We start from the raw sequence: 23,107 nt of genomic DNA on the forward strand, positions 1-23,107 counted from the left end.
CAAGATAGGGTTTAAAGACTTCTTTATTTATAGCTTTTCAGATTAACAATAGAAATTAATTTTCTTATAGAAAGCAAACCAGATTTGCTTGGTGACCATAGTGTTGCGGCCCCACCTGATCCCATCCCGAACTCAGAAGTGAAACGTAATAACGCCGATGGTAGTGTGGGGTCTCCCCATGTGAGAGTAGGGCATTGCCAAGCGCCATTTTTATTCAAGACGAAGTCTTGGATAGGTGAATAATAGGGGTGTAGCTCCAACGGCAGAGCAGCGGATTCCAAATCCGCGTGATGGGAGTTCGAATCTCTCCACCCCTGCCAATTTATAAGTACTATCAAATCAAAGAAACAGATTTAACTTTAATGATAAATTAAGTTATAATCCTGTTCATCTTGTAGGGGTGTAGCTCCAACGGCAGAGCAGCGGATTCCAAATCCGCGTGATGGGAGTTCGAATCTCTCCACCCCTGCCAATTTCTTCTGTTAATCTTCATGATATGGTCATCCAATGAGTAATTTTTCACGTTATTACTTGCAGCAAATGGGTATCACATTGTGGCAATGTCATAAGCCTGAACAATTTCCTCATCTCGCTAGTCAAGCTGAAAAAATAGCATTACCAAAATATTGCCAAATTTTAATTATCGCGAACGATAAACTTGCCCCACATAGCCAATTTATTAACCAAATTTTGCGTACGTTACAGCTTGAACTAAATCAAAGCCATATCATCACCGAAGAAGAGCTAAAGTATTATTACCAAACGCCAAAATGGATTTGGACTATTGGTTGTAAACAATCAGATCTTGCTGCAAAACAGCAACTATCATCACCTCATTTAGATGTACTGTTGCATTCTGCTCAAGCGAAAAAGCAGCTTTGGCAACAAATCGTCAGTTATATGCAATAACGAGTTTTTAATGCCAAAAATCATTCCGCTAACACTTGAACATTTACCCCTAGTCCAAAAAGTTGAAACGGCAAGTCATGCGTTTCCGTGGTCAGATAAAATATTAGCCAGTAATTTTGGTGCTCGATACTTTAATTTTATATTAGTTAAAGATGAGCAAATACTAGGTTATTACTTTGCTAACCAAGTGGCTGGAGAAGCAAGTCTGCTTAATATTGCAGTTGCGCCTGAGCATCAAGGTAAGGGTTACGGTAAACTGCTTATTAACCACCTAATTAAAGAATGCCAACAGCAAGAATTGTTTCAATTATGGTTAGAAGTACGAGAATCTAATCATGGTGCTTGCCAACTATATTTAAACATAGGCTTTAATGAGGTCGATCGCCGTATTAACTATTATCCAGCGGCGAAAGGCAGAGAAGATGCCATTATGATGTGCTACATAGTCTAGAACAAGACAGGGTGATTCTTTAGTGTTTTTGTAATAGGGAACGTCTATTGCTTGTATACTTATTCTTGATTAATGATTACTATCCGTGATTATATAGCTAATCATCTTGATGTAGTTTGGCTATACATGCGTTAATTCTACTTATGGATAATCAGGGAAGCTAATGACCGAACATTTAGTAAACAGTTTCAGATCTAAATTTGCAGCACGTAAAACAACAACCGCAATTCGTTTTAAAGAACACGGTGAATGGCAAGATATCACCTGGTCTACGTTACTCGATAACTCAGATCTGGTCGCTAAAGCATTGTTGTTTCTTGGCTGTGAAGTGCAAGCTAAAGTAGGCATCTTGGCAAACAATCGTCCAGAATGGAGCTTTGCTGATTTAGGTATTTTAGCTGCGCGTTGTGTTACTGTCCCTATCTATCCGACCAATACCACAGAGCAAACTCGCTATATTGTTAAAAACGCTGATATCGATTATCTATTTGTCGGTGGCCAAGAACAGTTTGATACAGCCCTAGAGCTATTAGCAACGGATGACTTAAAGCTGATCATTGCGCTGACGGATGGTATAGATTTAAAAGGTGAATCCAATGCAATGCATTTATCTGCTTTCATCCAGCAAGGCAATCAAGCATCCGATGCAGAATTTGAACAACGATTGATTGATGCGAATATGGACGATCTGGTTACCCTTATTTATACATCTGGTACCACAGGGCAACCAAAAGGTGTCATGCTCGATTATACTAACTTTGCTGCTGCCTTCGCGAGTCATGATAAGATGATTTCTGTATCAGAAACGGATACTTCAATCGCCTTCTTGCCGTTAAGCCATGTGCTCGAGCGTACTTGGTCTTTTTACCTAATGCATTGTGGTGCACAAAACGTGCATCTCGAAAATCCAAAATTGATTATTGATGTTATCGCTGAAGTTAAACCTACGCTATTAGTCGCAGTGCCACGTTTATACGAAAAAATATACAGTACTATTCATAGCCGATTAGCATCAGCATCGGCGGTTAAAAAGGCGCTGTTTGGCTGGGCGACGAACGTCGGCTTAGCCCATTTTAAACTTGTGCATGGTAACCAACAGCCCTCTTTTTGGTTAGCTAGCCAGCATAAACTTGCTGACCGGCTTATCTTATCTAAACTACGCGGCATTCTTGGTGGTAATACACGCTTTTTACCTTGTGGTGGAGCGAAAGTTGATCCGGATATAAACCAATTCTTTCAGTCCATAGGCATTCAGATTCAAGCTGGTTACGGTATGACCGAAACCACGGCGACAGTATGTTGTCATCGTGGTACCGGATATGACTTTAGCTCTATCGGTCTACCATTACCTGATATGGAAGTGAAAATAGGCGATGATAACGAGATATTAATACGCAGTGATACGGTAATGAAGGGTTATTACAAAATGCCTGAAGAAACCGAAAATAACTTTATTGATGGTTGGTTGAAAACCGGTGATGCAGGTAAGATTTTAGCCAATGGTGAAGTCGTCATGACGGAACGTATTAAAGAGCTAATGAAAACATCAAATGGTAAATATATCGCACCACAGCTGGTTGAAGGCACATTAAATAAAGATCACTTTATTGATCAGGTTGCTATTTTTGCTGATTCTCGTCATTTTGTGAGCGCGTTAATCGTGCCATCATTTGATGCATTAGAAGAGTACGCCAACTCGATTAATTTACAGTTTTCAAGTAAAGCTGAACTGCTGCGTCATAGTCATATCGTTACTATGTTTGAGAAACGGTTACAAGACTTACAAAGTGAATTGGCTAACTTTGAAAAAGTAAAAAAATTCAAACTACTTAGTCGTGAATTTTGTATGAAAAAAGGTGAGATCACACCGACACTCAAGTTACGGCGTAAAGTCATTGAAAGTGAATACAAGAAAGACATTGATGAAATGTATAACAGTGATAAAAAATAATAACTGTCTATATCATATCGAAATAGAAAAGGGAGCTAATTAGCTCCCTTTTTAGTATTCACCCTATTGCATCATGCTAGCAGCCATCGATGAAGGCTTACTTAAACTGAGTTTGTAACGGTGGTAATACTTGTTTTTTACGGCTGACAACATTTGGTAAGTCGATAAGTTCGTCAACGAAGGTACCGCCAAGTGTTTCTGCTACTAACGCACTTTCTTCACTTTCGATTAAAGCGACAGAGTTTAGGTTAGTAATATCGGTTAATAATACTAACGCGGTGTGGTAACCGTGCTCCGCTTTATATTTAACAAGTTCACTTTGTAATTCTGCTTTGCGTGACAGTGCTAGATCAATGTTAGTGATTTCTATTTGTGCAATTGAGAAGTCTTTGTTACCAATGGTGTAAACTTTAAGATCACGTAAGATTAACTCTTCAGAAGGCACTGCTGCAATGTCTGATTTAGCTGCAAATTGTGCGGTAACGAATGCATCAATATCATCAATACCAGCAATTTTAGCTAGTTCGTGTGCTGCATCAATATCGATTTGGGTACAGGTCGGAGAGTTGAAGTGTACAGTGTCACTTAAGATTGCTCCTAACATCATCACTGCAACTTTCTGGTCGATTTCGATGTTGTTGATCTTGTACATGTTGTAAACAATCGTATTTGAACAGCCGCAAGGCCAGATCCATGCTTCAAGTTGCTCATCTGTTTCGACGTCACCGAGTTTGTGGTGATCAACGATACCGCGAATTGTAGCTTGGCGAGCATCTTTTGGTGCTTGGTTGAAGTCAGAGTAATCAATGAGCCAAACTTCTTCACCAGCAATTGATGTACGGATTTCAGGGCACGCTAGACCAGCTTTTTCAAGTAGGAAAAGACCTTCTGCATTCGGTTCGCCTTGCATAATAGGTGTTACTGTTTTGCCATCGCGTTTTGTTAAAAATGCAGATAGAGAGATTGAGCCTGCTAAGCTGTCACAATCAGGGTTTGTGTGTCCTAGTACTAACATCATTGCTTCCAAATTAATTATAGGTTTATGGATTAACGAACATAATAGTGATCTCGGCTAAGCTGTGCAACTTTATCTGCTCGATCACGGCATTATTGCCACGGATTATTTACATTTTTATATCGACTATTATTCATTAGTTAAGTATAACATCGAATCTTTAATGTGATCATGAACACGTATTAAGGCAGTTAGTCGGTAATTCTGATGTGAATCAAGCAAACGACTATTTTGTCGTTAAATGACGTGACCTTGATTGTATCTGTTACTAAGACGATTATAATTGCGTGATCTAATTAACACTTTAAGGCGGTATAATGCAGCATAGGGCCCATCTTTTTTCGTTACGTATTGCCCATGCGTTACGTGAGTCGTTTAGTCGTTCTGATTATAATTCGGCTAAATTCGGAAAAGATTTATTAGCAGGTATCACCGTTGGTATCATTGCTATTCCTTTGGCGATGGCGCTTGCTATTGCGAGTGGTGTTGCACCTCAATATGGGCTTTATACGGCAATTATCGGTGGTATTGTGATTGCAATATCGGGTGGTAGTCGCTATAGCATTTCAGGACCCACTGCTGCTTTTGTTATTATCCTCTATCCCATTGTTCAGCAGTATGGTTTTGGCGGTTTATTATTAGCAACGATAATGTCGGGGTTGATCTTAGTCATCATGGCGGTATTACGTCTTGGTCGTTTTATTGAGTATATCCCAGATGCTGTAACCCTCGGTTTTACCGGTGGTATTGCGGTGGTTATTGCAACATTGCAGGTGAAAGATTTTTTTGGTCTTCCTGTCGAGTCTTTACCGGAACATTATTGGGATAAACTGGCTGTATTAGCCAATGCATTGCCTTATTTACATTTACCGAGTTTTGCAGTTGCGGCGTTTACGCTTGTTATCATGCTGGTTTGGCCTAAATTTAAAACCGTGGTACCCGCGCATTTACCTGCGGTTATCCTCGGCAGTTTATTAGCGATGGTATTAAATGATTGGGGGATGGATATTGCTACTATTGGTAGTCGCTTCCATTACTTATTACCTGATGGTAGTCAAGGTGCAGGTATTCCACCCTATTTACCTACTTTTGAGTGGCCGTGGTTACAAGCTGGAGCCAATGGACAACCGCTAGCACTGAGCTGGAAGTTAATTTCTGATCTATTACCTGCGGCATTTGCGATTGCCATGTTAGGCGCAATCGAATCCTTACTGTGTGCCGTGGTGCTGGATGGCATGACAGGTAAACGCCATAGTGCGAATAGTGAATTACTCGGTCAAGGCATTGGTAATATTGTGGTGCCATTTTTTGGTGGTATTACTGCAACTGCTGCGATTGCGCGCTCTGCTGCGAATGTTAAAGCTGGTGCGCAAACGCCGATATCAGCTGTTATTCACGGTTTAGTGGTGTTGGCGAGTTTAGTGTTACTGGCACCCCTATTGGCTTACGTACCTATGTCTTCGATGGCCGCGTTATTACTCGTTGTGGCTTGGAATATGAGTGAAGCGGGCAAAGCATTACACTTATTAAAGACCGCGCCGAAGAGTGACCTTTGGGTTTTCACCATTTGTTTTTCGTTTACTATTGTGTTTGATATGGTATTAGCAATTACAGCGGGCATCTTGTTAGCGGCTGTCTTGTTCATGAAAGAAATTGCAGAAATGGTTAAAGTCACCGATATTACCGATAATAAACGGCTTATAACCACTAAAATCCCGGCGGGTTGGCGGGTATTTAAAATTAACGGACCATTATTTTTTGCGGCTGCCGACCGGGTATTTTCAGAGTTAGCGGATAAAATCAATGAAATTGATGGTTTTGTGCTGTATTTAGATGCGGTACCATTACTCGATGCTGGCGGGCTAGCTGCCATGGAGCAATTCATTAATCAGTGTAAGATCTACAATACCCAAGTGATATTTTGTGATCTGCAATTTCAACCATTAAAAACGTTAGCCCGAGCCGGTGTGCAGCCGATTGGCGGCGTGACCTCGTTTAGTCCGACATTACATGAAGCATTAACTAAAATTGCCAATTATTAATTGCAGCCCGACCTTGTGTCTTATCGTGATTTCAGCGAAAATAGCGACCATTAGATTTAACCCAATGAGAAGACTCATTCATGTCAAATAGCATTCTTGAGCAAGAGGTGTCGAAAAGACGTACTTTTGCGATTATCTCGCATCCCGATGCTGGTAAAACAACGATTACCGAAAAAGTATTATTATTCGGCAACGCCTTACAAAAAGCCGGTACTGTGAAAGGTAAGAAATCGGGTCAGCATGCTAAATCTGACTGGATGGAAATGGAAAAAGAACGTGGTATTTCGGTAACTACCTCGGTAATGCAGTTTCCGTATCGTGGCAGGTTAATTAACTTACTGGATACGCCTGGGCATGAAGATTTCTCGGAAGATACTTACCGTACCCTAACCGCTGTAGACTCATGCTTAATGATCATTGACTCGGCCAAAGGCGTAGAAACACGTACCGTAAAATTGATGGAAGTCACCCGCTTGCGTGATACGCCAATTATTACCTTCATGAATAAAATTGACCGTGATATTCGCGATCCAATTGATTTGATGGATGAAGTTGAAGAAGTATTAAAAATTGCATGTGCACCCATTACTTGGCCGATCGGCATGGGTAAAGAACTAAAAGGTGTTTACCATATTTTACGTGATGAAGTGATCCTGTATAAGTCTGGTCAGGGTCATATGATCCAAGACAGTCGTGTGATTAAAGGCATTAACAACCCAGAAGTTGACGAAGCACTTGGCGATTACGCTGAACAATTACGTGAAGAGATGGAGCTTGTTCAGGGCGCGGCAAATAAATTTGATTATGAATTATTTATGGCGGGCGAATTAACGCCGGTATACTTTGGTACCGCGCTCGGTAACTTTGGTGTTGATCATGTACTCGATGGTTTAGTCGAGTGGGCACCTAAGCCGCAATCACGCATAACAGAACAACGTACAGTCAAGCCAAATGAAGCTAATTTCACTGGTTTCATCTTTAAGATCCAAGCGAATATGGATCCCAAACATCGTGACCGTATTGCTTTCATGCGTGTTTGCTCTGGCAAATACAGCAAAGGCATGAAAATGAAGCATGTACGTTTAAATAAAGATGTCAGTATTTCTGATGCGGTCACTTTTATGGCGGGTGATCGTACTCAAACTGAAGAAGCATATCCGGGTGATATTATTGGTCTACACAACCATGGTACGATCCAAATTGGTGATACGTTTACCCAAGGTGAGTTATTGAAATTTACCGGGATCCCTAACTTTGCGCCCGAAATGTTTCGTCGTATTCGTTTGAAAGATCCATTAAAGCAAAAGCAATTGCAAAAAGGTCTGATTCAGTTGTCTGAAGAAGGTGCCGTGCAGGTGTTCCGTCCTCAACGCTCTAACGATTTGATCGTAGGCGCAGTTGGTGTGCTACAGTTTGACGTGGTAGTGCATCGCTTACGCACTGAATATAAAGTGGATGCGATTTATGAAAACATCAGCGTGGCGACAGCACGTTGGGTTGATTGTGAAGATCCGCGTAAGTTAGAAGAGTTCAAAAAGAAAGCTTGGGACAATATAGCCCTAGATGGTGGTAATAACTTAACCTATATCGCCCCGACTATGGTTAATTTACGTCTTGCACAAGAGCGTTATCCGGATATTATTTTCCGTGAGACTCGCGAGCACTAAGCGACAAATGTGACAGGGTTCAGCCATGAACCTTACCTCTTTTGAGGTGAGGTTTTTTTTTGAGTAACATTTATATAATATTAACTCGCTTTCATTATCAAGTTTTAAGTTGTTGATTTTAATTTGTTCTTTTTTAACAATTAGAGAGTTTTTGTTTTTTATGTGATTTAGATCGCATAAATCCTGATTTTAATTTTTAACTGTAGTATACTGCGTCGGCCTTTTTATGTGGCTTCGCTCTTAAAAGAGTTTGAGCAAAAGACCACTAATTTTGCGCACGAAATACAATATGTGGAGCTATAATTGATATAGCTTTATTCAAAGACCCGTCTACCAGAGGCCCGTGAATGTCTGATACATCACCCATAGTACAATTTACTGATTTAAATTTACCTGAACCAATTTTACGAGTGTTGAATGATCTAGGTTATGAAGCACCTACACCAATTCAAGCTGAATGTATTCCGTTACTACAGAACGGTGGTGATGTGCTAGGTATGGCACAGACTGGTACGGGCAAAACTGCTGCGTTTGCATTACCATTATTGAGTAACATTGATACTGCATTGACTAAACCACAGATATTGGTGCTAGCACCAACTCGTGAGTTAGCGATCCAAGTTGCTGAAGCATTCCAAACATACTCACGTCATATGCGTGGATTCCATGTGTTACCTATCTACGGTGGTCAAAGCTACCCGATTCAGCTAAAAGCACTTAAACGCAACCCACAAGTGATTGTTGGTACGCCTGGCCGTGTGATTGATCACATTAACCGTGGTACGCTTGATCTTTCTGGTATTAAAGCGATAGTACTTGATGAAGCTGATGAAATGCTACGCATGGGCTTTATTGATGATGTAGAATCAATTCTGTCTAAAACACCTGCAGAACGTCAAATGGCGTTATTCTCTGCAACTATGCCTGAAGAAATTCGTCGTATTACCAAACGTTTTATGACTAACCCAACTTCGGTTCAAATTGCAACTAAAACATCAACTGTTGAAAACATTGAACAAAAATGTTTAATCATTGGTGGTTTACAAGCAAAACTTGACGGTCTAACACGTATTCTTGAAACTGAAGATTACGATGGCGTGATCATCTTTGCTCGTACTAAAACAATGACTGTTGAACTTGCTGAGAAATTAGAAGCGCGCGGTTATTCTGCTGCTGCACTAAACGGTGACTTAAACCAAGCAATGCGTGAGCGCACTATAAGTCGTCTGAAAAGTGGCCAGTTAGATATTCTTATCGCAACTGACGTTGCGGCACGTGGTCTTGACGTTCCTCGTATTGACCTCGTAATTAACTACGATATCCCAACTGATACAGAATCATACGTTCACCGTATTGGTCGTACAGGCCGTGCTGGACGTAAAGGTACTGCAATCTTATTTGCAGCACCACGCGAACGTCGTTTATTAAAAGCGATTGAACGTGCAACGCGTCAGCCATTAATTATGATGGATCTACCTTCACGTGATGATGTAACGAAAAAACGTATTTCATCATTCCGTGATCAGTTAGCGGCACTTTCTACTGGTGACGAAAACTTAGATTTCTACAGAAACTTAGTTGGTCAACTTTCTGAAGAGTTAGAACTAAGCGAATTAGATCTTGCATCTGCGTTATTATTCCTAGCACAGAAAGAAAAACCATTAGTATTACCACCAGAAGCGCCACGTCGTGAACGTAGCTTCCGTGATGATGACCGTGGTGATCGTGGCCGTAACGACCGTGGCGAACGCCGTGATCGTGGTGACCGTCCTGAACGTGGCGAACGTGGCGAACGTCGTCCAGCTGCAGAAATGGAAGTTTTCCGTATTGAAGTTGGTCGTAATGATGGTGTTCAAGTTAAGAATATCGTTGGCGCTATTGCTAATGAAGCGAATATCAACAGCCGTAACATCGGCGGTATCCGTTTACATGATGACTACTCAACAATTGAATTACCAAAAGGTATGCCAAGCGAGCAGTTACAACAACTACAACAAGTTTATGTTTGTAACAAAGCATTACGCATGAGCAAACTTGAAGGTGTTGCAGCTGAAGGTCGTCAAGAACGTAGCCGTCCACCACGTGATAACGATCGTCCAGCACGTGATGGTCATCGTGGTCAACGTCGTGATTCTAGCGAACGTCGTGACAACAGCGAACGTCGTCCACGTCGTCCCAATCGTGACTAATTTTAGCGAGTGAATAGTTAAATATATGAAAAGGAGCGCTTGCGCTCCTTTTTTGCATCTGGGATATTAACACTTGGTATAATAAGTGGTTGGGTATCGATAGATACGTAACACTTCTTCAGTTAATTTATAGGATTTCTTGTTGTGAAAATGGATCTCTCTACCACTGCGCCCGTTGCGATGAAGCAAGCGCATTCAATGACTATTCATCAGCATACACGCCAAGATGACTATTTTTGGTTACGTGATGATGAACGTAAAAACAAGCAAGTTTTAAGCTATTTAGAGCAAGAAAATAATTATACACAAGCGGTATTATCACCGTTAGCGTCATTACAAACCGAACTTTATGATGAAATGGTGGCACGGGTAAAACAAGACGATGCGTCAGTGCCGTATTTGAAGAAAGGTTATTGGTATCAAACTCGCTTTTCGGAAGGTAAGGAATATCCTGTGTATCGCTGGCGCAAGAATAATAGCGATGCCGAGTGGCAGGTATTACTCGATGCCAATGAACGTGCTAAAGACCATGACTACTATCAGTTAGGTGAATTAGCAATAAGCCCAAACCATCAAGTCTTGGCTTTTTCTGAAGATACCGTGAGTCGTCGCCAATATCGTTTACGTTTCCTTAATCTTGATAGCGGTAAAGCATACCCAGAAGAAATTGAAGATACTGAATCTGTGGTGTGGGCGAATGACAGTAAAACGTTATTTTATGTAAAAAAACACCCAACAACCTTATTACCTTATCAGGTATATCGTCATCAACTGGGTACCGATATCAGCACGGATGTATTGATATACGAAGAGTCTGACGATACCTTTTATACCGATATCTATAAATCAACCTCCGATGATTACATCATGTTATCGCTAAGTAGCACCATGACGACAGAGGTGCACGTATTATCTGCAGATAAGCCCACTGAGGCATTTTCGTTATTACGTGGTCGTGAGCGCGGCCATGAATATAGTGTTGATCATTATCGTCAGCAATTTTATATTCGCAGTAATAAAACCGGTAAAAACTTTGCCTTGATGTCTGCAACATTAGCGACGATAGCGGATACGCAGCAATGGCAAACCATTATTCCGGCACGTGATGAAACATTATTAGAAAGTTATGAATTATTTCGTGACTGGCTAGTTGTTGAAGAGCGTGAGCAAGGGTTAACGTTTTTACGTCAAATTAACTGGCAAACCAATGCCGAGAAAATCATTAAGTTTGACGATCCAACCTATACCGCTTGGCTCGGTACAAACCCGGATCCCGATACCGATAAATTATGTTATGGTTATTCAAGCTTAACCACACCCGCCACAACCTATCAATTAAACCTCGATAGTGATGAACGCGAAGTATTAAAACAGCAAACGGTGGTTGGTGATTTTTGTGCGCAAGCGTACCAGAGTGAACGCGTTTGGATAACGGCTGACGATGGTGTTAAGATCCCGGTATCGTTAGTATATAAAACCGCACTTTTTTCAAAGACCAACATCAATCCAATCCTGCAATACGCTTATGGCTCTTATGGTTCTAGTATTGATCCGTACTTCAGCGCTTCGCTCCTGAGTTTACTCGACCGTGGTTTTGTTTATGCCATTGCCCATATTCGTGGTGGTGAAGAGTTAGGTCGTGACTGGTATGAAAACGGTAAATTACTGAAGAAAATGAATACCTTCACGGATTTCATCGCGGTAACCAAAGGTTTAATCGCCCAAGGTTATGCTGATCCTAAGCGAGTCTATGCGATGGGCGGGTCGGCTGGCGGTCTATTGATGGGGGCCGTGATAAACATAGCACCTGAGTTATATCATGGAGTTATTGCTGCCGTGCCATTTGTTGACGTAGTCAGCACCATGCTCGATGAATCAATACCACTGACTACCGGTGAATATGACGAGTGGGGTAACCCCAATGACGCGGAGTATTACCATTATATGTTGTCATATAGTCCTTATGATCAGGTCATCGCACAAGCTTATCCCCACCTGCTGGTGACAACGGGCTTACATGATTCTCAAGTGCAATATTGGGAGCCAGCCAAGTGGGTTGCGAAACTGCGCGAATTAAAAACCGATGCCAATGTATTACTGCTACATACCGATATGGACACTGGTCACGGTGGTAAATCAGGTCGCTTCCAGCATTATCATGATACCGCGAAAGAATATGCTTTCATGCTGGATCTTGCTAAGTGTACTTAGTTGATTTAGTAAAGAGTACAAGGTTGTAAAATACATATTGGGCAAGTGATCTAAGCCGCTATTGGTGGCTTAGATCACTTGCTCTAGATTAACAACTAAGGGTATATTATTACTTGCAACTGAATTTAACGTGGCATTGGCATGACCCGATTCCGGCCAAGACGCTTTGCTTCATATAGCTGTTGATCGGCTCGCGTTAGGATCTCATGACTGGTATCGCGTGGTTTATTCTCACTCACCCCGATAGAAACAGTAATATTATCAATAACTTTACCTGTTCTTTTGTCTCGAATACTTAAACGTTCAATCGCACGGCGAATAGATTCGGCATTCTGACGGGCAATGGTAAAGGTTTTATTGGGTAAAATAAGTACAAACTCTTCGCCACCATAGCGGAATACTTGCTCACCTTCCTGACAGCTATCTGCGATGCGTTTGGCAATGACTTTTAATACTTGGTCTCCGAGTTGGTGGCCATAATCATCGTTAAAGGCTTTAAAGTTATCGATATCGACCATTAAGATCGAAAAATTACGGTTTAAACTTGGGTTACTGCAAAAGGTTTCAATTTCTTTACTAAATACTCGGCGGTTAAGCAGCCCTGTTAGGCTATCGTGCATGGCATCATGTTGCGTTTTTAATAAGGTTTCACGTAATTGTGCAATTTCGATTTGCGCTTCGTGCAATTGGCTTTTGAAATGGCGTGTTGATGAGCGTACATCATGGGACTCTTTTACTAGCTCACGGACGGCCGATAATGTTTTTTCGATCGAAAACCCATCTTCTTCAACACCAGATAATTCGTTCAAACATTTATTCAACATCCGATCAAATTCATTGGTATCATTCAGGGTATCGTGTAATGAGCTACTCAATTCATTGGTCATCGCATCGAGTTCACTGCGTAATTGGCTCAGCTCTTGTTCGCGTTTATCAACAATAAAGCGTTGGTAGAGTTCTTCACTCGCGGCTGGTGTGCAAGTGCCGTGTAGGGCGATTTTCTCATCGAGCTGCTTTTTTAATGCACTATTATTATCAGAAACATAGTGATACCACAGCGCGTAGTTGGTTGGCGTCGTTGGAATTTGATACTGGATCATCAGCGGCATAGCTTTTTTGAAGTATTGAGCAGATAAGGCAAAGAGTTTTTTCGACATGCAGCTTTCCATAGAGGTTCTTAACGAATGATTAACCCTGCTATTAAATCAAATTATGCACCAAGTTACACTATCTCTTTCTGTCGAAATTTTCTATACACCATGAAAGAAGGGCTAAATATACCGTGAAAGAGCTAATCGACAGTCACTGCCATTTAGATTTCGCCGACTTTAATAGCGATCTAATCGCGGTGTTAAACCGAGCGAGGGATAAGGGGGTTCAGTACTTTTTGGTACCTGGTATTGGCGCGCATAATTGGCAGGCGGTCTTGGCGTTGGCCCATCAGCATGACGGCGTTTATCCGGCATTAGGTATCCATCCGTATTTTCTGGCGGACTTCGACGTCAATCATTTGCAATTACTTGATGAATATTTAGCCACAGAGCAAGATATTGTTGCTGTTGGTGAATTTGGGTTAGATAAAGCGGTCGACTTTCCGTTCGCACAACAACTGCAGATCTGTAAGCAGCAACTCGTATTAGCTAAGCAATATGATTTACCGGTTATTTTACATTGCCGTAAAGCCCATAACGAGCTGATTCAATTATTGCAACAGGCGAAATTACCCCGTGGCGGGGTTATCCACGGCTTTAGTGGTAGTACCCAACTGGGTATGCAATATATTAAACTCGGGTTTAAGTTGGGGATCGGTGGGGTGATCACCTATCCAAGAGCGGCAAAAACGCGGCAAGCGGTCAGTGAATTACCGTTATCGTCACTATTGTTGGAAACAGACTCGCCAGATATGCCTATATTGGGCTATCAAGGAAGTCGTAATGAACCAGCCAATATTACAAAAGTGTTACATTCTCTGGTTGAATTACGCCAAGAGCCTGCAGAATTAATTGTAAAAACCAATTTGCGTACGTTTACCGAGCTATTTTTGTCGTAAATTGATTCAAACTGTAAATAAATGCACTTTTATGAAACTTTTTATGGAGGTCTGATCTCAAGCATTTAACAAGTGGCTAATAACAGTTATAATCGCGTTAATTATTATAATCAATGATAAGATCGTAAATTTACTATTCATTACAATTCTATCTACTATTTTGATTATGACAACACAAACAGAAACACTTCTGAAGCGAAACTTGGAGATTATTCCTGATGAATTTTGTAATGGGTATTGTAGGCGTTTTCGTTCTACTCGGCTTAGCTGTACTGTTATCTGATAACAGAAAAGCAATTAACCTTCGCACTGTGGGTGGCGCATTTGCTATCCAGGTTGCTATTGGTGCCTTTATTTTGTACGTTCCTTTCGGTAAAGAGTTACTGCAGGGTCTATCAACGGGTGTTGCCAACGTCATTGCCTATGGTAATGAAGGTATTCAGTTCTTATTTGGTGACTTAGCCAGATTCAAACTTGGTTTTATCTTTGCGATTAATGTATTGCCCGTTATCGTGTTCTTCTCTTCATTGATCGCGGTATTATATTATATTGGTGTGATGAGCATAGTGATCAACTTCGTTGGTGGCGGTCTACAAAAATTTCTCGGTACGAGCCGCTCAGAATCACTGTCTGCAACAGCAAATATCTTTGTTGGCCAAACGGAAGCGCCATTGGTAGTGCGTCCGTTTATTAAATCAATGACTAAATCAGAACTATTCGCAGTGATGGTGGGTGGTCTGGCATCTATTGCTGGTTCAGTATTAGCAGGTTACGCTGGTTTAGGTATTAAAATTGAGTACTTGGTCGCGGCGTCATTCATGGCTGCACCGGGTGGTCTATTAATGGCTAAAATCATTAAACCCGAAACGGAAACACCAAAAGAAACGCTTGATGATCTTGATGATAGTGATGAAGACAAACCAGCAAACGTACTCGACGCGGCCGCTGCGGGTGCTTCTTCAGGAATGATGTTGGCGCTTAATGTGGGTGCCATGTTAATTGCATTCGTTGGTTTGATTGCATTAGCAAATGGTATTACCGGGGGTATCGGTGCTTGGTTCGATATGCCAGAATTAACGATTCAAATGATCTTAGGTTGGGTATTCTCACCACTGGCATTCGTCATCGGCGTGCCATGGCATGAAGCGGTCGCAGCGGGTAGCTTCATCGGTCAAAAACTGGTAGTGAATGAGTTTGTGGCGTTCCTAGATTTCGTTAGCTACATTAAAAACAACGAACTATCTGAGCATACTCAAATCATCATCTCATTTGCACTGTGTGGTTTTGCTAACTTCTCATCTATCGCAATCTTACTCGGTGGTTTAGGTAGCTTAGCGCCTACACGCCGTTCAGACATTGCCAGTATGGGTATAAAAGCAGTACTTGCTGCTTCGCTCGCTAACTTAATGAGTGCTGCATTAGCGGGTCTATTCTTAGCTTAATGCGTTTAGGTTAAAATAATGATAATTTATACACCGTTGTCATGACGGTTATAAAATAATGAATGCCTCCAAATTGTTCAATCGACAGTTTGGGGGCATTTTTTTGAGCAGCATACATCGTTATTTTTTATCATCCGATTTATTATCGAGAGCGCCATAAATAGGCTGCTTCGACAACCCTATATTTAATAAGTTGCTTTGTTGTTATATATATATTCTCGTTGTGAGAGGTAGGTCGGTTCTGCAGGGGGGGTATTGCTTGATTTTCTTGTCGTTGGGCGTAACCTTAATTGAGTATTTAGACCAATTGTACACGACGTACTTTTGGTGTTTTTCGTTCAATACCACGGACTCTTTGACCTAAGATAGGTGACAGATAAGTGATATTAGCGCGGTTATAAGGATGTTAATTGATAGTTATACCCAAGCTTCTTCTGATATTGCATTTTGAAGTAATTTGGGTATATATCAAGTCTTCACGGAACCAAGTCCGCATAGTTATTCTTAATGGATATTACCTTAAAAATAGTTATGTTGATAGTTAGATTAATTGTTGGATTAATCATTAGATTAATCACCAATTTAGCTGCAATTACACACTTCTATTTATTAGAATAATGCCAGAATAGCTACCGCTAGCAATTAACATTAATTGCTATGATTTCACTATTGAAGAACGCTTAACAGCGAAAATTGGAGATTGTTCCTAATGAATTTTATTATGGGTATTGTAGGCATATTTGTCCTACTCGGGTTGGCGGTTCTGTTATCAGATAACAGAAAAGCAATTAACCTTCGCACCGTGGGTGGCGCATTTGCTATCCAGGTTGCTATTGGTGCCTTTATTTTGTACGTTCCTTTCGGTAAAGAGTTACTGCAGGGTCTATCAACGGGTGTCGCCAACGTCATTGCCTATGGTAATGAAGGTATTCAGTTCTTATTTGGTGACTTAGCCAGATTCAAACTTGGTTTCATCTTTGCGATTAACGTATTGCCCGTTATCGTGTTCTTCTCTTCATTGATCGCAGTATTATATTATATCGGTGTGATGAGCATAGTGATCAACTTTGTTGGTGGCGGCTTACAAAAACTATTAGGTACAAGTCGTTCAGAATCACTGTCTGCAACGGCAAATATCTTTGTTGGTCAAACTGAAGCGCCACTGGTTGTGCGTCCGTTCATTAAATCAATGACTAAATCAGAACTATTTGCGGTGATGGTGGGTGGTCTGGCATCTATTGCTGGTTCAGTATTAGCGGGTTATGCTGGTTTGGGTATTAAAATTGAGTACTTGGTCGCAGCGTCATTCATGGCTGCACCGGGTGGTCTATTAATGGCTAAAATCATTAAACCCGAAACGGAAACACCAAAAGAAACGCTTGATGATCTTGATGATAGTGATGAAGACAAACCAGCAAACGTACTCGACGCGGCCGCTGCGGGTGCTTCTTCAGGAATGATGTTGGCGCTTAATGTGGGTGCCATGTTAATTGCATTCGTTGGTTTGATTGCATTAGCAAATGGTATTACCGGGGGTATCGGTGCTTGGTTCGATATGCCAGAATTAACGATTCAAATGATCTTAGGTTGGGTATTCTCACCACTGGCATTCGTCATCGGCGTGCCATGGCATGAAGCGGTCGCAGCGGGTAGCTTCATCGGTCAAAAACTGGTAGTGAATGAGTTTGTGGCGTTCCTAGATTTCGTTAGCTACATTAAAAACAACGAACTATCTGAGCATACTCAAATCATCATCTCATTTGCACTGTGTGGTTTTGCTAACTTCTCATCGATTGCCATTTTACTGGGTGGTTTAGGTAGCTTAGCACCGTCACGTCGTTCAGACATTGCCAGCATGGGGATCAAAGCGGTACTTGCTGCTTCGCTCGCTAACTTAATGAGTGCTGCACTCGCGGGTTTATTCTTAGCTTAATACTGTTAGCTTAGTCGTCTTAGCTAACAGTACGATAATTTATAACCGTGTTATGACGGTGATAACATAGTAAATGCCTCGACGTTGTTTAATGGACAGTCTCGAGGTATTTTTTTGTTGTTTATTTGCTCGGAGTGAGATGTAGGTAGGTCCCGAGGACATTTATTGCTTGATTTATTTGTCACTTAGCGTAACTTTGGTTATGTAGTTTAAACTAATCGTACATGAAGTACTGTTGGTGTTTTTCGTTCGATACGCCTTACCTTTTTAAGCTTAAGATAAGCCGAGGTCAGTCGTATTAGCGCGGTTACAAGGATGTTAATTGATAGTCATATCAAGTCTTCACGGAACCAAGTCCGCATAGTTATTCTTCATGGATATTTGTCATAAAGATAGTTATGTTGATAGTTAGACTAATGTTTATTTTAATCTAAATATTAGTCATTAATACGTCATTCATTGAGCTTAGGTCGTTACCTTAGGTTAACCACGTCTTTATTAGAATAATGCCAGAATAGCTACCGCTAGCAATAACATTCATTGCTATGATTTTCTATTGTTTTATAAAAATTGATTTATAAAACATTGGCTTGTAAAAAATTATAAGTTCGGAGACTTAATATGAGTAACTTTAAAGTAGCAGCACAACGTGCATTAAGCATGATGGATCTAACCACGCTGAATGATGATGATACCGATGCAAAAGTCATCGAACTGTGTTATAAAGCAAAAAGCGCCGCGGGTAATACTGCCGCTGTTTGTATCTATCCTCGTTTTGTCCCTATCGCCCGTAAAACACTGAATGCAATTGGTGCTGAAACCGTAAAGATTGCCACAGTAACAAATTTCCCCCACGGTAACGATGATGTTGCTATCGCCGTGGCAGAAACCAAAGCCGCTGTTGCCTACGGCGCTGATGAAGTTGACGTAGTATTCCCCTACCGCGCCCTAATGGCGGGTAATGCCGAAGTTGGTTTTGAACTTGTTAAAGCCTGTAAAGCCGCCTGTCCTGCAAACGTACAGCTTAAAGTTATCGTTGAAACTGGCGAACTTAAGACCGAAGCACTCATCCGTCAAGCGAGCGAAATCGCAATTGATGCCGGTGCAGACTTCATTAAAACATCAACAGGTAAAGTGCCTGTAAATGCCACACTCGAATTTGCTAAGATTATGCTTACTGTGATCAGCGAGAAAAACACCGATGTTGGTTTCAAACCCGCTGGCGGTGTTAAAAATGCTGAACAAGCAGGTGAATACCTGGCACTCGCAGAATCAATTCTAGGTCAAGACTGGGTTTCTCCAGCAAAATTCCGTTTCGGTGCTTCAAGTTTACTTGCTAACTTATTAGCTGAGCTTGAATTAGCTGAGAAAGCAGCTGACAACAGCGGTTACTAATTATCTAGTTTTTAGGCTCGACATAGCAATATCCACAAACCCAGTGTTTGCTATTGGTTAAGACCAAATGTGAGTAATTACTGACATGGCTTAATCAATACAACATGTGCCTATTCGATCCTAACTTTCTGTATTTAACGTTAAGCTTTTTCCTATTCAAGGAGTAGCTTTTTCCAATTAAAGGATTAGATAATTATGTTTATACCGCAAGAAATTATTCGCCGTAAACGTAATGGTGACGAATTAACGCGTGCTGAAATTGAATATTTTGTTAATGGTATTGCTGATAACAGTATCTCGGAAGGACAAATTGCCGCCTTTGCGATGGCCACGTATTTTAATGATATGACCATGGATGAGCGTATTGCCATTACCACGGCGATGCGTGATTCGGGTGAAGTATTAAATTGGGATGCGATGCAACTTAATGGTCCTATCGTGGATAAACATTCAACGGGTGGCGTTGGTGATGTTATTTCACTGATGCTTGGTCCTATGGTGGCGGCGTGTGGTGGTTTTGTACCGATGATCTCAGGCCGTGGCCTAGGTCATACCGGTGGTACATTAGATAAACTGGATGCGATCCCAGGTTATCAAACCACCGTGGATAATGCGCAATTCCGTCAAGTAGTAAAAGCCAGTGGGGTGGCGATAGTCGGTCAATCGGCAAACTTAGCCCCGGCAGATAAACGCTTCTACGGTATTCGCGATATTACCGCGACAGTAGAGTCTATCTCGTTGATCACCGCGTCAATTTTATCGAAGAAACTCGCGGCTGGTCTGGATGCGCTAGTGATGGATGTTAAATCGGGCAGTGGTGCATTCATGCCTACTCACGAGCAATCTGTTGAACTTGCTAAAAGTATTGTTTCTGTTGCTAATGGCGCCGGGTGTAAAACATCGGCATTAATTACTGACATGAACCAAGTATTGGCAAGCAGTGCCGGTAATGCGATTGAAGTGCGTGAAGCGGTGCGGTTCCTAACGGGTGAATACCGCAATCCTCGTTTGCTTGCTGTTACTATGGCACTGTGTGTGGAAATGTTGGTGTCAGCAAATCTGGCGACAAATGCGGATGATGCCCAGCATAAATTACAAGCCGTATTAGATAACGGTAAAGCAGCGGAATTATTTGGTTCTATGGTTACCGGGTTAGGCGGACCAGCAGATTTTGTTGACAACTATGATCTACACTTACCAAAAACAGACATTATTCGCCCCGTATTTGCAACGCAAAGTGGTTATCTAACCAAAATGGATACCCGTGGTTTCGGTATGGCCGTTGTTGCTATGGGTGGTGGTCGTCGGGTGGCGACAGATCAAATTGATTATGCGGTTGGTTTATCTGATATTGCCGCACTGGGCCAGCAGTTAGATGCACACACCCCCGTTGCTATGGTACATGCTCGCAGTGAAGCACAGTTTGATGCTGCCCAAGCAGAGATCTTGCAATCGATTCATATCGGTGACACGCGACCTGCAGTAAGCGTAGATGTTTATCAACAAATTCGACTTTCTGATGTCTAACGTTTAGTGAATATTTGCTGATTAATAATAAACAGACAAGTCGATAACGAACAGTACTGTTTATAACGAATAGTTAATGGAAATAGGTTGAAATGATGAAACGTACAATTATATTAATGTTGGATTCATTGGGCATTGGTGCTTCGGCCGATGCGGATAAATTTGGTGATGTAGGCAGCAATACCTTTGGTCACATCGCCCAGTGGTGTGCAGAGGGTAAAGCCAATGACGGTCGTGAAGGCCCGCTGCATATTCCTAACTTAACTAAACTTGGGCTTGCGCATGCATGTGCCGATAGTGTGGGTACATTCCCTGCTGGTTTAGATGAAAGTGTCGAGGTGATTGGTGCATACGGTTACGCACAAGAGCTATCAACAGGTAAAGACACGCCCAGTGGCCACTGGGAAATAGCCGGCGTACCGGTATTGTTTGATTGGGGTTATTTTACGGATACTGAAAACAGCTTCCCACAAGAATTGCTGGATCAGTTAGTTGAACAAGCAGATTTACCGGGTTATTTAGGTAACTGTCATTCTTCAGGTACTGAGATCTTAGAACAGTTGGGTGCAGAGCACATGGCGTCTGGCAAACCAATTTTCTATACCTCGGCAGACAGCGTATTCCAAATTGCTTGTCACGAAGAGAGCTTTGGTCTTGAGCGTCTGCTTAAGTTATGCGAATTAGCCCGTGAATTATTAGAACCGTACAACATTGGCCGTGTCATCGCCCGTCCATTTATCGGCAGTGATAAGAGCAATTTCGCTCGTACTGGTAATCGTCGTGATTATTCGGTATTACCGCCAGCGCCAACCTTACTTGATCGTATGGTCGAATCGGGTGGTGAAGTGGTGAGTGTGGGTAAAATTGCCGACATTTATGCGCACCAAGGAATTACTAAAAAAGTCAAAGCAACCGGCCTAGAAGCGCTGTTTGATCTGACGTTAGAGCAGGTTAAGCAAGCCGGCGATCAAACCATCGTATTCACTAACTTTGTTGATTTTGACTCCTCTTGGGGACACCGTCGCGACGTCGCTGGTTACGCAAAAGGGCTAGAGTATTTTGATACGCGTTTACCTGAGTTATTAGCCATTCTAGAGGAAGGTGATGTGCTGGTATTAACCGCCGATCATGGTTGTGATCCTACTGCACCGGGCACGGATCATACCCGTGAACATATCCCCGTGATCTTTTATGGTCACAATGTACCAAAAGGTCCACTGGGTTTACGTGACACATTTGCCGATATTGGTCAGTCAATCGCAGCTTATCACGGCTTACCAAAACTTGATTACGGTACCAGCTTTTTATAAACACTGATGTTATAAAACCACAAATTTATATATCGAGCGGGTATTTTGACGCTCGACAATGACTATAAATAACGCTGCTCAACGACAGAATGTTGGGTATTAAAACAAAATAAGAAGGTAACAACAATGGCAACTCCACATATTAATGCAGAACAAGGTGATTTCGCTGAAACGGTACTATTCCCAGGTGATCCACTCCGCGCTAAATACATCGCAGAAACATTTCTAGAAGACGTGAAACAAGTCAATGACGTGCGTAACATGTTAGGTTTCACTGGTACTTACAAAGGTACACGTATCTCGGTGATGGGGTCAGGAATGGGGATCCCATCTTGCTCTATTTATGCCAAAGAATTGATCACTGAATACGGGGTTAAAAACCTGATCCGTATTGGTAGCTGTGGCGCGATCAGCACCGACGTGAAAGTACGTGACGTGGTGATCGGCATGGGTGCATGTACCGATTCTGCGGTTAACCGTGCACGTTTTGACGGATATGATTTCGCCGCTATCGCATCATGGGAACTGCTAAGCAAAGTAACCCGTGCGGCTAAAGCCTGTAACATCGAGGTGAAAGTAGGTAACATCTTCTCTGCTGATTTATTCTATACACCAAAACCAGAATTATTTGATACGATGGAAAAATTAGGCATACTTGGTGTAGAAATGGAAGCGGCTGGCCTGTACGGCGTGGCGGCTGAATTCGGCGCAAATGCTATCTGTATCTGTACTGTATCTGATCATATCCGTACAGGTGAAGTAACGACTGCTGAAGAACGTCAATTAACCTTCAATGACATGATCATCATGGCATTAGAGTCTGTGTTAATCGAAGACTAATACAAACTTATTGTGAATAATGCCTGCTAATGCAAATTGGTGGGCATTTTTTATTATTTTTACATTCTTAATTTCAAAAATAGAGTGCTGAATATCACTGCTCTCCTGTGTGGTGCTGATGAATACTTGTATCAACCGCACGCAAGGTTTACACTAATCCCACATTCCTTATTCC

Annotated in this window: 16 protein-coding genes, 2 tRNA genes and 1 rRNA gene; 17 read left to right on the plus strand and 2 right to left on the minus strand. The window is 41.7% G+C overall.

The features are described 5' to 3' along the window. Positions 1-87 precede the first annotated feature (87 nt). The 6 genes from rrf (at position 88) to MORIYA_RS17305 (ending at position 3,311) form a co-directional block, all read left to right on the plus strand. Positions 88-203 (plus strand): 5S ribosomal RNA (rrf, locus tag MORIYA_RS17280). 41 nt (positions 204-244) lie between these two features. After that, positions 245-320: transfer RNA gene (locus MORIYA_RS17285), tRNA-Trp, on the plus strand. Between the two features lie 76 nt (positions 321-396). Beyond that, positions 397-472 (plus strand) — tRNA-Trp (locus tag MORIYA_RS17290). Between the two features lie 35 nt (positions 473-507). Next, positions 508-909, plus strand: a complete 402-nt coding sequence (locus MORIYA_RS17295) for a DNA polymerase III subunit psi (protein ID WP_112717165.1) — start codon at positions 508-510, stop codon at positions 907-909. 10 nt (positions 910-919) lie between these two features. Then, the gene (gene rimI / locus MORIYA_RS17300) at positions 920-1,360 is read left to right on the plus strand and encodes a ribosomal protein S18-alanine N-acetyltransferase (RefSeq protein ID WP_112717167.1); all 441 of its coding nucleotides are present in this window, start codon (positions 920-922) and stop codon (positions 1,358-1,360) included. Between the two features lie 163 nt (positions 1,361-1,523). Next, positions 1,524-3,311 carry an AMP-dependent synthetase/ligase gene (locus MORIYA_RS17305; protein ID WP_112717169.1) on the plus strand — a complete coding sequence of 596 codons (1,788 nt, stop codon included), beginning with the start codon at positions 1,524-1,526 and terminating at the stop codon, positions 3,309-3,311. Positions 3,312-3,408: 97 nt separating this feature from the next. On the opposite strand, the gene MORIYA_RS17310 is transcribed toward MORIYA_RS17305, so the two are convergent. Further along, positions 3,409-4,326, minus strand: a complete 918-nt coding sequence (locus tag MORIYA_RS17310; protein ID WP_112717171.1) for a manganese-dependent inorganic pyrophosphatase — start codon at positions 4,324-4,326, stop codon at positions 3,409-3,411. 317 nt (positions 4,327-4,643) lie between these two features. Between MORIYA_RS17310 and dauA the strand changes: the two genes are divergently transcribed. From dauA to MORIYA_RS17330, 4 genes are all read left to right on the plus strand, one after another. Next, positions 4,644-6,368, plus strand: a complete 1,725-nt coding sequence (gene dauA / locus MORIYA_RS17315) for a C4-dicarboxylic acid transporter DauA (protein WP_112717173.1) — start codon at positions 4,644-4,646, stop codon at positions 6,366-6,368. Positions 6,369-6,448: 80 nt separating this feature from the next. Further along, entirely contained in the window at positions 6,449-8,035 is a 1,587-nt protein-coding gene (prfC, locus tag MORIYA_RS17320) for a peptide chain release factor 3 (protein WP_112717175.1), read from the plus strand. Between the two features lie 347 nt (positions 8,036-8,382). After that, complete coding sequence (locus tag MORIYA_RS17325) at positions 8,383-10,224, plus strand: DEAD/DEAH box helicase (protein WP_112717177.1); 1,842 nt, start codon at positions 8,383-8,385, stop codon at positions 10,222-10,224. A 150-nt stretch (positions 10,225-10,374) separates the two neighbouring features. After that, the gene (locus tag MORIYA_RS17330; protein WP_112717179.1) at positions 10,375-12,435 is read left to right on the plus strand and encodes a S9 family peptidase; all 2,061 of its coding nucleotides are present in this window, start codon (positions 10,375-10,377) and stop codon (positions 12,433-12,435) included. A gap of 125 nt (positions 12,436-12,560) precedes the next feature. Here MORIYA_RS17330 and MORIYA_RS17335 read toward each other — a convergent pair whose 3' ends face one another. Further along, the gene (locus tag MORIYA_RS17335; protein WP_112717181.1) at positions 12,561-13,592 is read right to left on the minus strand and encodes a GGDEF domain-containing protein; all 1,032 of its coding nucleotides are present in this window, start codon (positions 13,590-13,592) and stop codon (positions 12,561-12,563) included. A 125-nt stretch (positions 13,593-13,717) separates the two neighbouring features. Here MORIYA_RS17335 and MORIYA_RS17340 point away from each other — a divergent pair, with 125 nt between their 5' ends. The 7 genes from MORIYA_RS17340 (at position 13,718) to deoD (ending at position 22,932) form a co-directional block, all read left to right on the plus strand. Continuing rightward, positions 13,718-14,485, plus strand: a complete 768-nt coding sequence (locus MORIYA_RS17340) for a TatD family hydrolase (protein ID WP_112717183.1) — start codon at positions 13,718-13,720, stop codon at positions 14,483-14,485. 218 nt (positions 14,486-14,703) lie between these two features. After that, positions 14,704-15,927 (plus strand): NupC/NupG family nucleoside CNT transporter, encoded by a 1,224-nt coding sequence (locus MORIYA_RS17345; protein ID WP_112717185.1) that lies wholly within the window; start codon positions 14,704-14,706, stop codon positions 15,925-15,927. 709 nt (positions 15,928-16,636) lie between these two features. Next, a complete protein-coding gene (locus tag MORIYA_RS17350) occupies positions 16,637-17,860 on the plus strand; it encodes a NupC/NupG family nucleoside CNT transporter (RefSeq protein WP_112717187.1) in 1,224 nt (407 codons plus the stop codon). A gap of 621 nt (positions 17,861-18,481) precedes the next feature. Beyond that, positions 18,482-19,255: a deoxyribose-phosphate aldolase gene (gene deoC, locus MORIYA_RS17355; protein ID WP_112717189.1), complete on the plus strand. Its 774-nt coding sequence runs from the start codon at positions 18,482-18,484 to the stop codon at positions 19,253-19,255. 195 nt (positions 19,256-19,450) lie between these two features. Then, complete coding sequence (gene deoA / locus MORIYA_RS17360; protein ID WP_162629287.1) at positions 19,451-20,782, plus strand: thymidine phosphorylase; 1,332 nt, start codon at positions 19,451-19,453, stop codon at positions 20,780-20,782. A gap of 95 nt (positions 20,783-20,877) precedes the next feature. Then, complete coding sequence (locus tag MORIYA_RS17365) at positions 20,878-22,092, plus strand: phosphopentomutase (RefSeq protein ID WP_112717193.1); 1,215 nt, start codon at positions 20,878-20,880, stop codon at positions 22,090-22,092. A 126-nt stretch (positions 22,093-22,218) separates the two neighbouring features. Next, the gene (gene deoD, locus MORIYA_RS17370; protein ID WP_112717195.1) at positions 22,219-22,932 is read left to right on the plus strand and encodes a purine-nucleoside phosphorylase; all 714 of its coding nucleotides are present in this window, start codon (positions 22,219-22,221) and stop codon (positions 22,930-22,932) included. The last annotated feature ends 175 nt before the right edge of the window (positions 22,933-23,107 follow it).

This window comes from Moritella yayanosii (assembly GCF_900465055.1).
GTDB classification, from domain to species: Bacteria; Pseudomonadota; Gammaproteobacteria; order Enterobacterales; family Moritellaceae; genus Moritella; species Moritella yayanosii.

What these genes read in the sequence shown, in the direction of transcription:
- MORIYA_RS17295 (WP_112717165.1), top strand. Translation starts at nt 508, where the DNA reads ATGAGTAATTTTTCACGTTATTACTTGCAGCAAATGGGTATCACATTG.
- rimI (WP_112717167.1), top strand. Translation starts at nt 920, where the DNA reads ATGCCAAAAATCATTCCGCTAACACTTGAACATTTACCCCTAGTCCAA.
- MORIYA_RS17305 (WP_112717169.1), top strand. Translation starts at nt 1,524, where the DNA reads ATGACCGAACATTTAGTAAACAGTTTCAGATCTAAATTTGCAGCACGT.
- MORIYA_RS17310 (WP_112717171.1), bottom strand. Translation starts at nt 4,326, where the DNA reads ATGTTAGTACTAGGACACACAAACCCTGATTGTGACAGCTTAGCAGGC.
- dauA (WP_112717173.1), top strand. Translation starts at nt 4,644, where the DNA reads ATGCAGCATAGGGCCCATCTTTTTTCGTTACGTATTGCCCATGCGTTA.
- prfC (WP_112717175.1), top strand. Translation starts at nt 6,449, where the DNA reads ATGTCAAATAGCATTCTTGAGCAAGAGGTGTCGAAAAGACGTACTTTT.
- MORIYA_RS17325 (WP_112717177.1), top strand. Translation starts at nt 8,383, where the DNA reads ATGTCTGATACATCACCCATAGTACAATTTACTGATTTAAATTTACCT.
- MORIYA_RS17330 (WP_112717179.1), top strand. Translation starts at nt 10,375, where the DNA reads ATGGATCTCTCTACCACTGCGCCCGTTGCGATGAAGCAAGCGCATTCA.
- MORIYA_RS17335 (WP_112717181.1), bottom strand. Translation starts at nt 13,592, where the DNA reads ATGTCGAAAAAACTCTTTGCCTTATCTGCTCAATACTTCAAAAAAGCT.
- MORIYA_RS17345 (WP_112717185.1), top strand. Translation starts at nt 14,704, where the DNA reads ATGAATTTTGTAATGGGTATTGTAGGCGTTTTCGTTCTACTCGGCTTA.
- MORIYA_RS17350 (WP_112717187.1), top strand. Translation starts at nt 16,637, where the DNA reads ATGAATTTTATTATGGGTATTGTAGGCATATTTGTCCTACTCGGGTTG.
- deoC (WP_112717189.1), top strand. Translation starts at nt 18,482, where the DNA reads ATGAGTAACTTTAAAGTAGCAGCACAACGTGCATTAAGCATGATGGAT.
- deoA (WP_162629287.1), top strand. Translation starts at nt 19,451, where the DNA reads ATGTTTATACCGCAAGAAATTATTCGCCGTAAACGTAATGGTGACGAA.
- MORIYA_RS17365 (WP_112717193.1), top strand. Translation starts at nt 20,878, where the DNA reads ATGAAACGTACAATTATATTAATGTTGGATTCATTGGGCATTGGTGCT.
- deoD (WP_112717195.1), top strand. Translation starts at nt 22,219, where the DNA reads ATGGCAACTCCACATATTAATGCAGAACAAGGTGATTTCGCTGAAACG.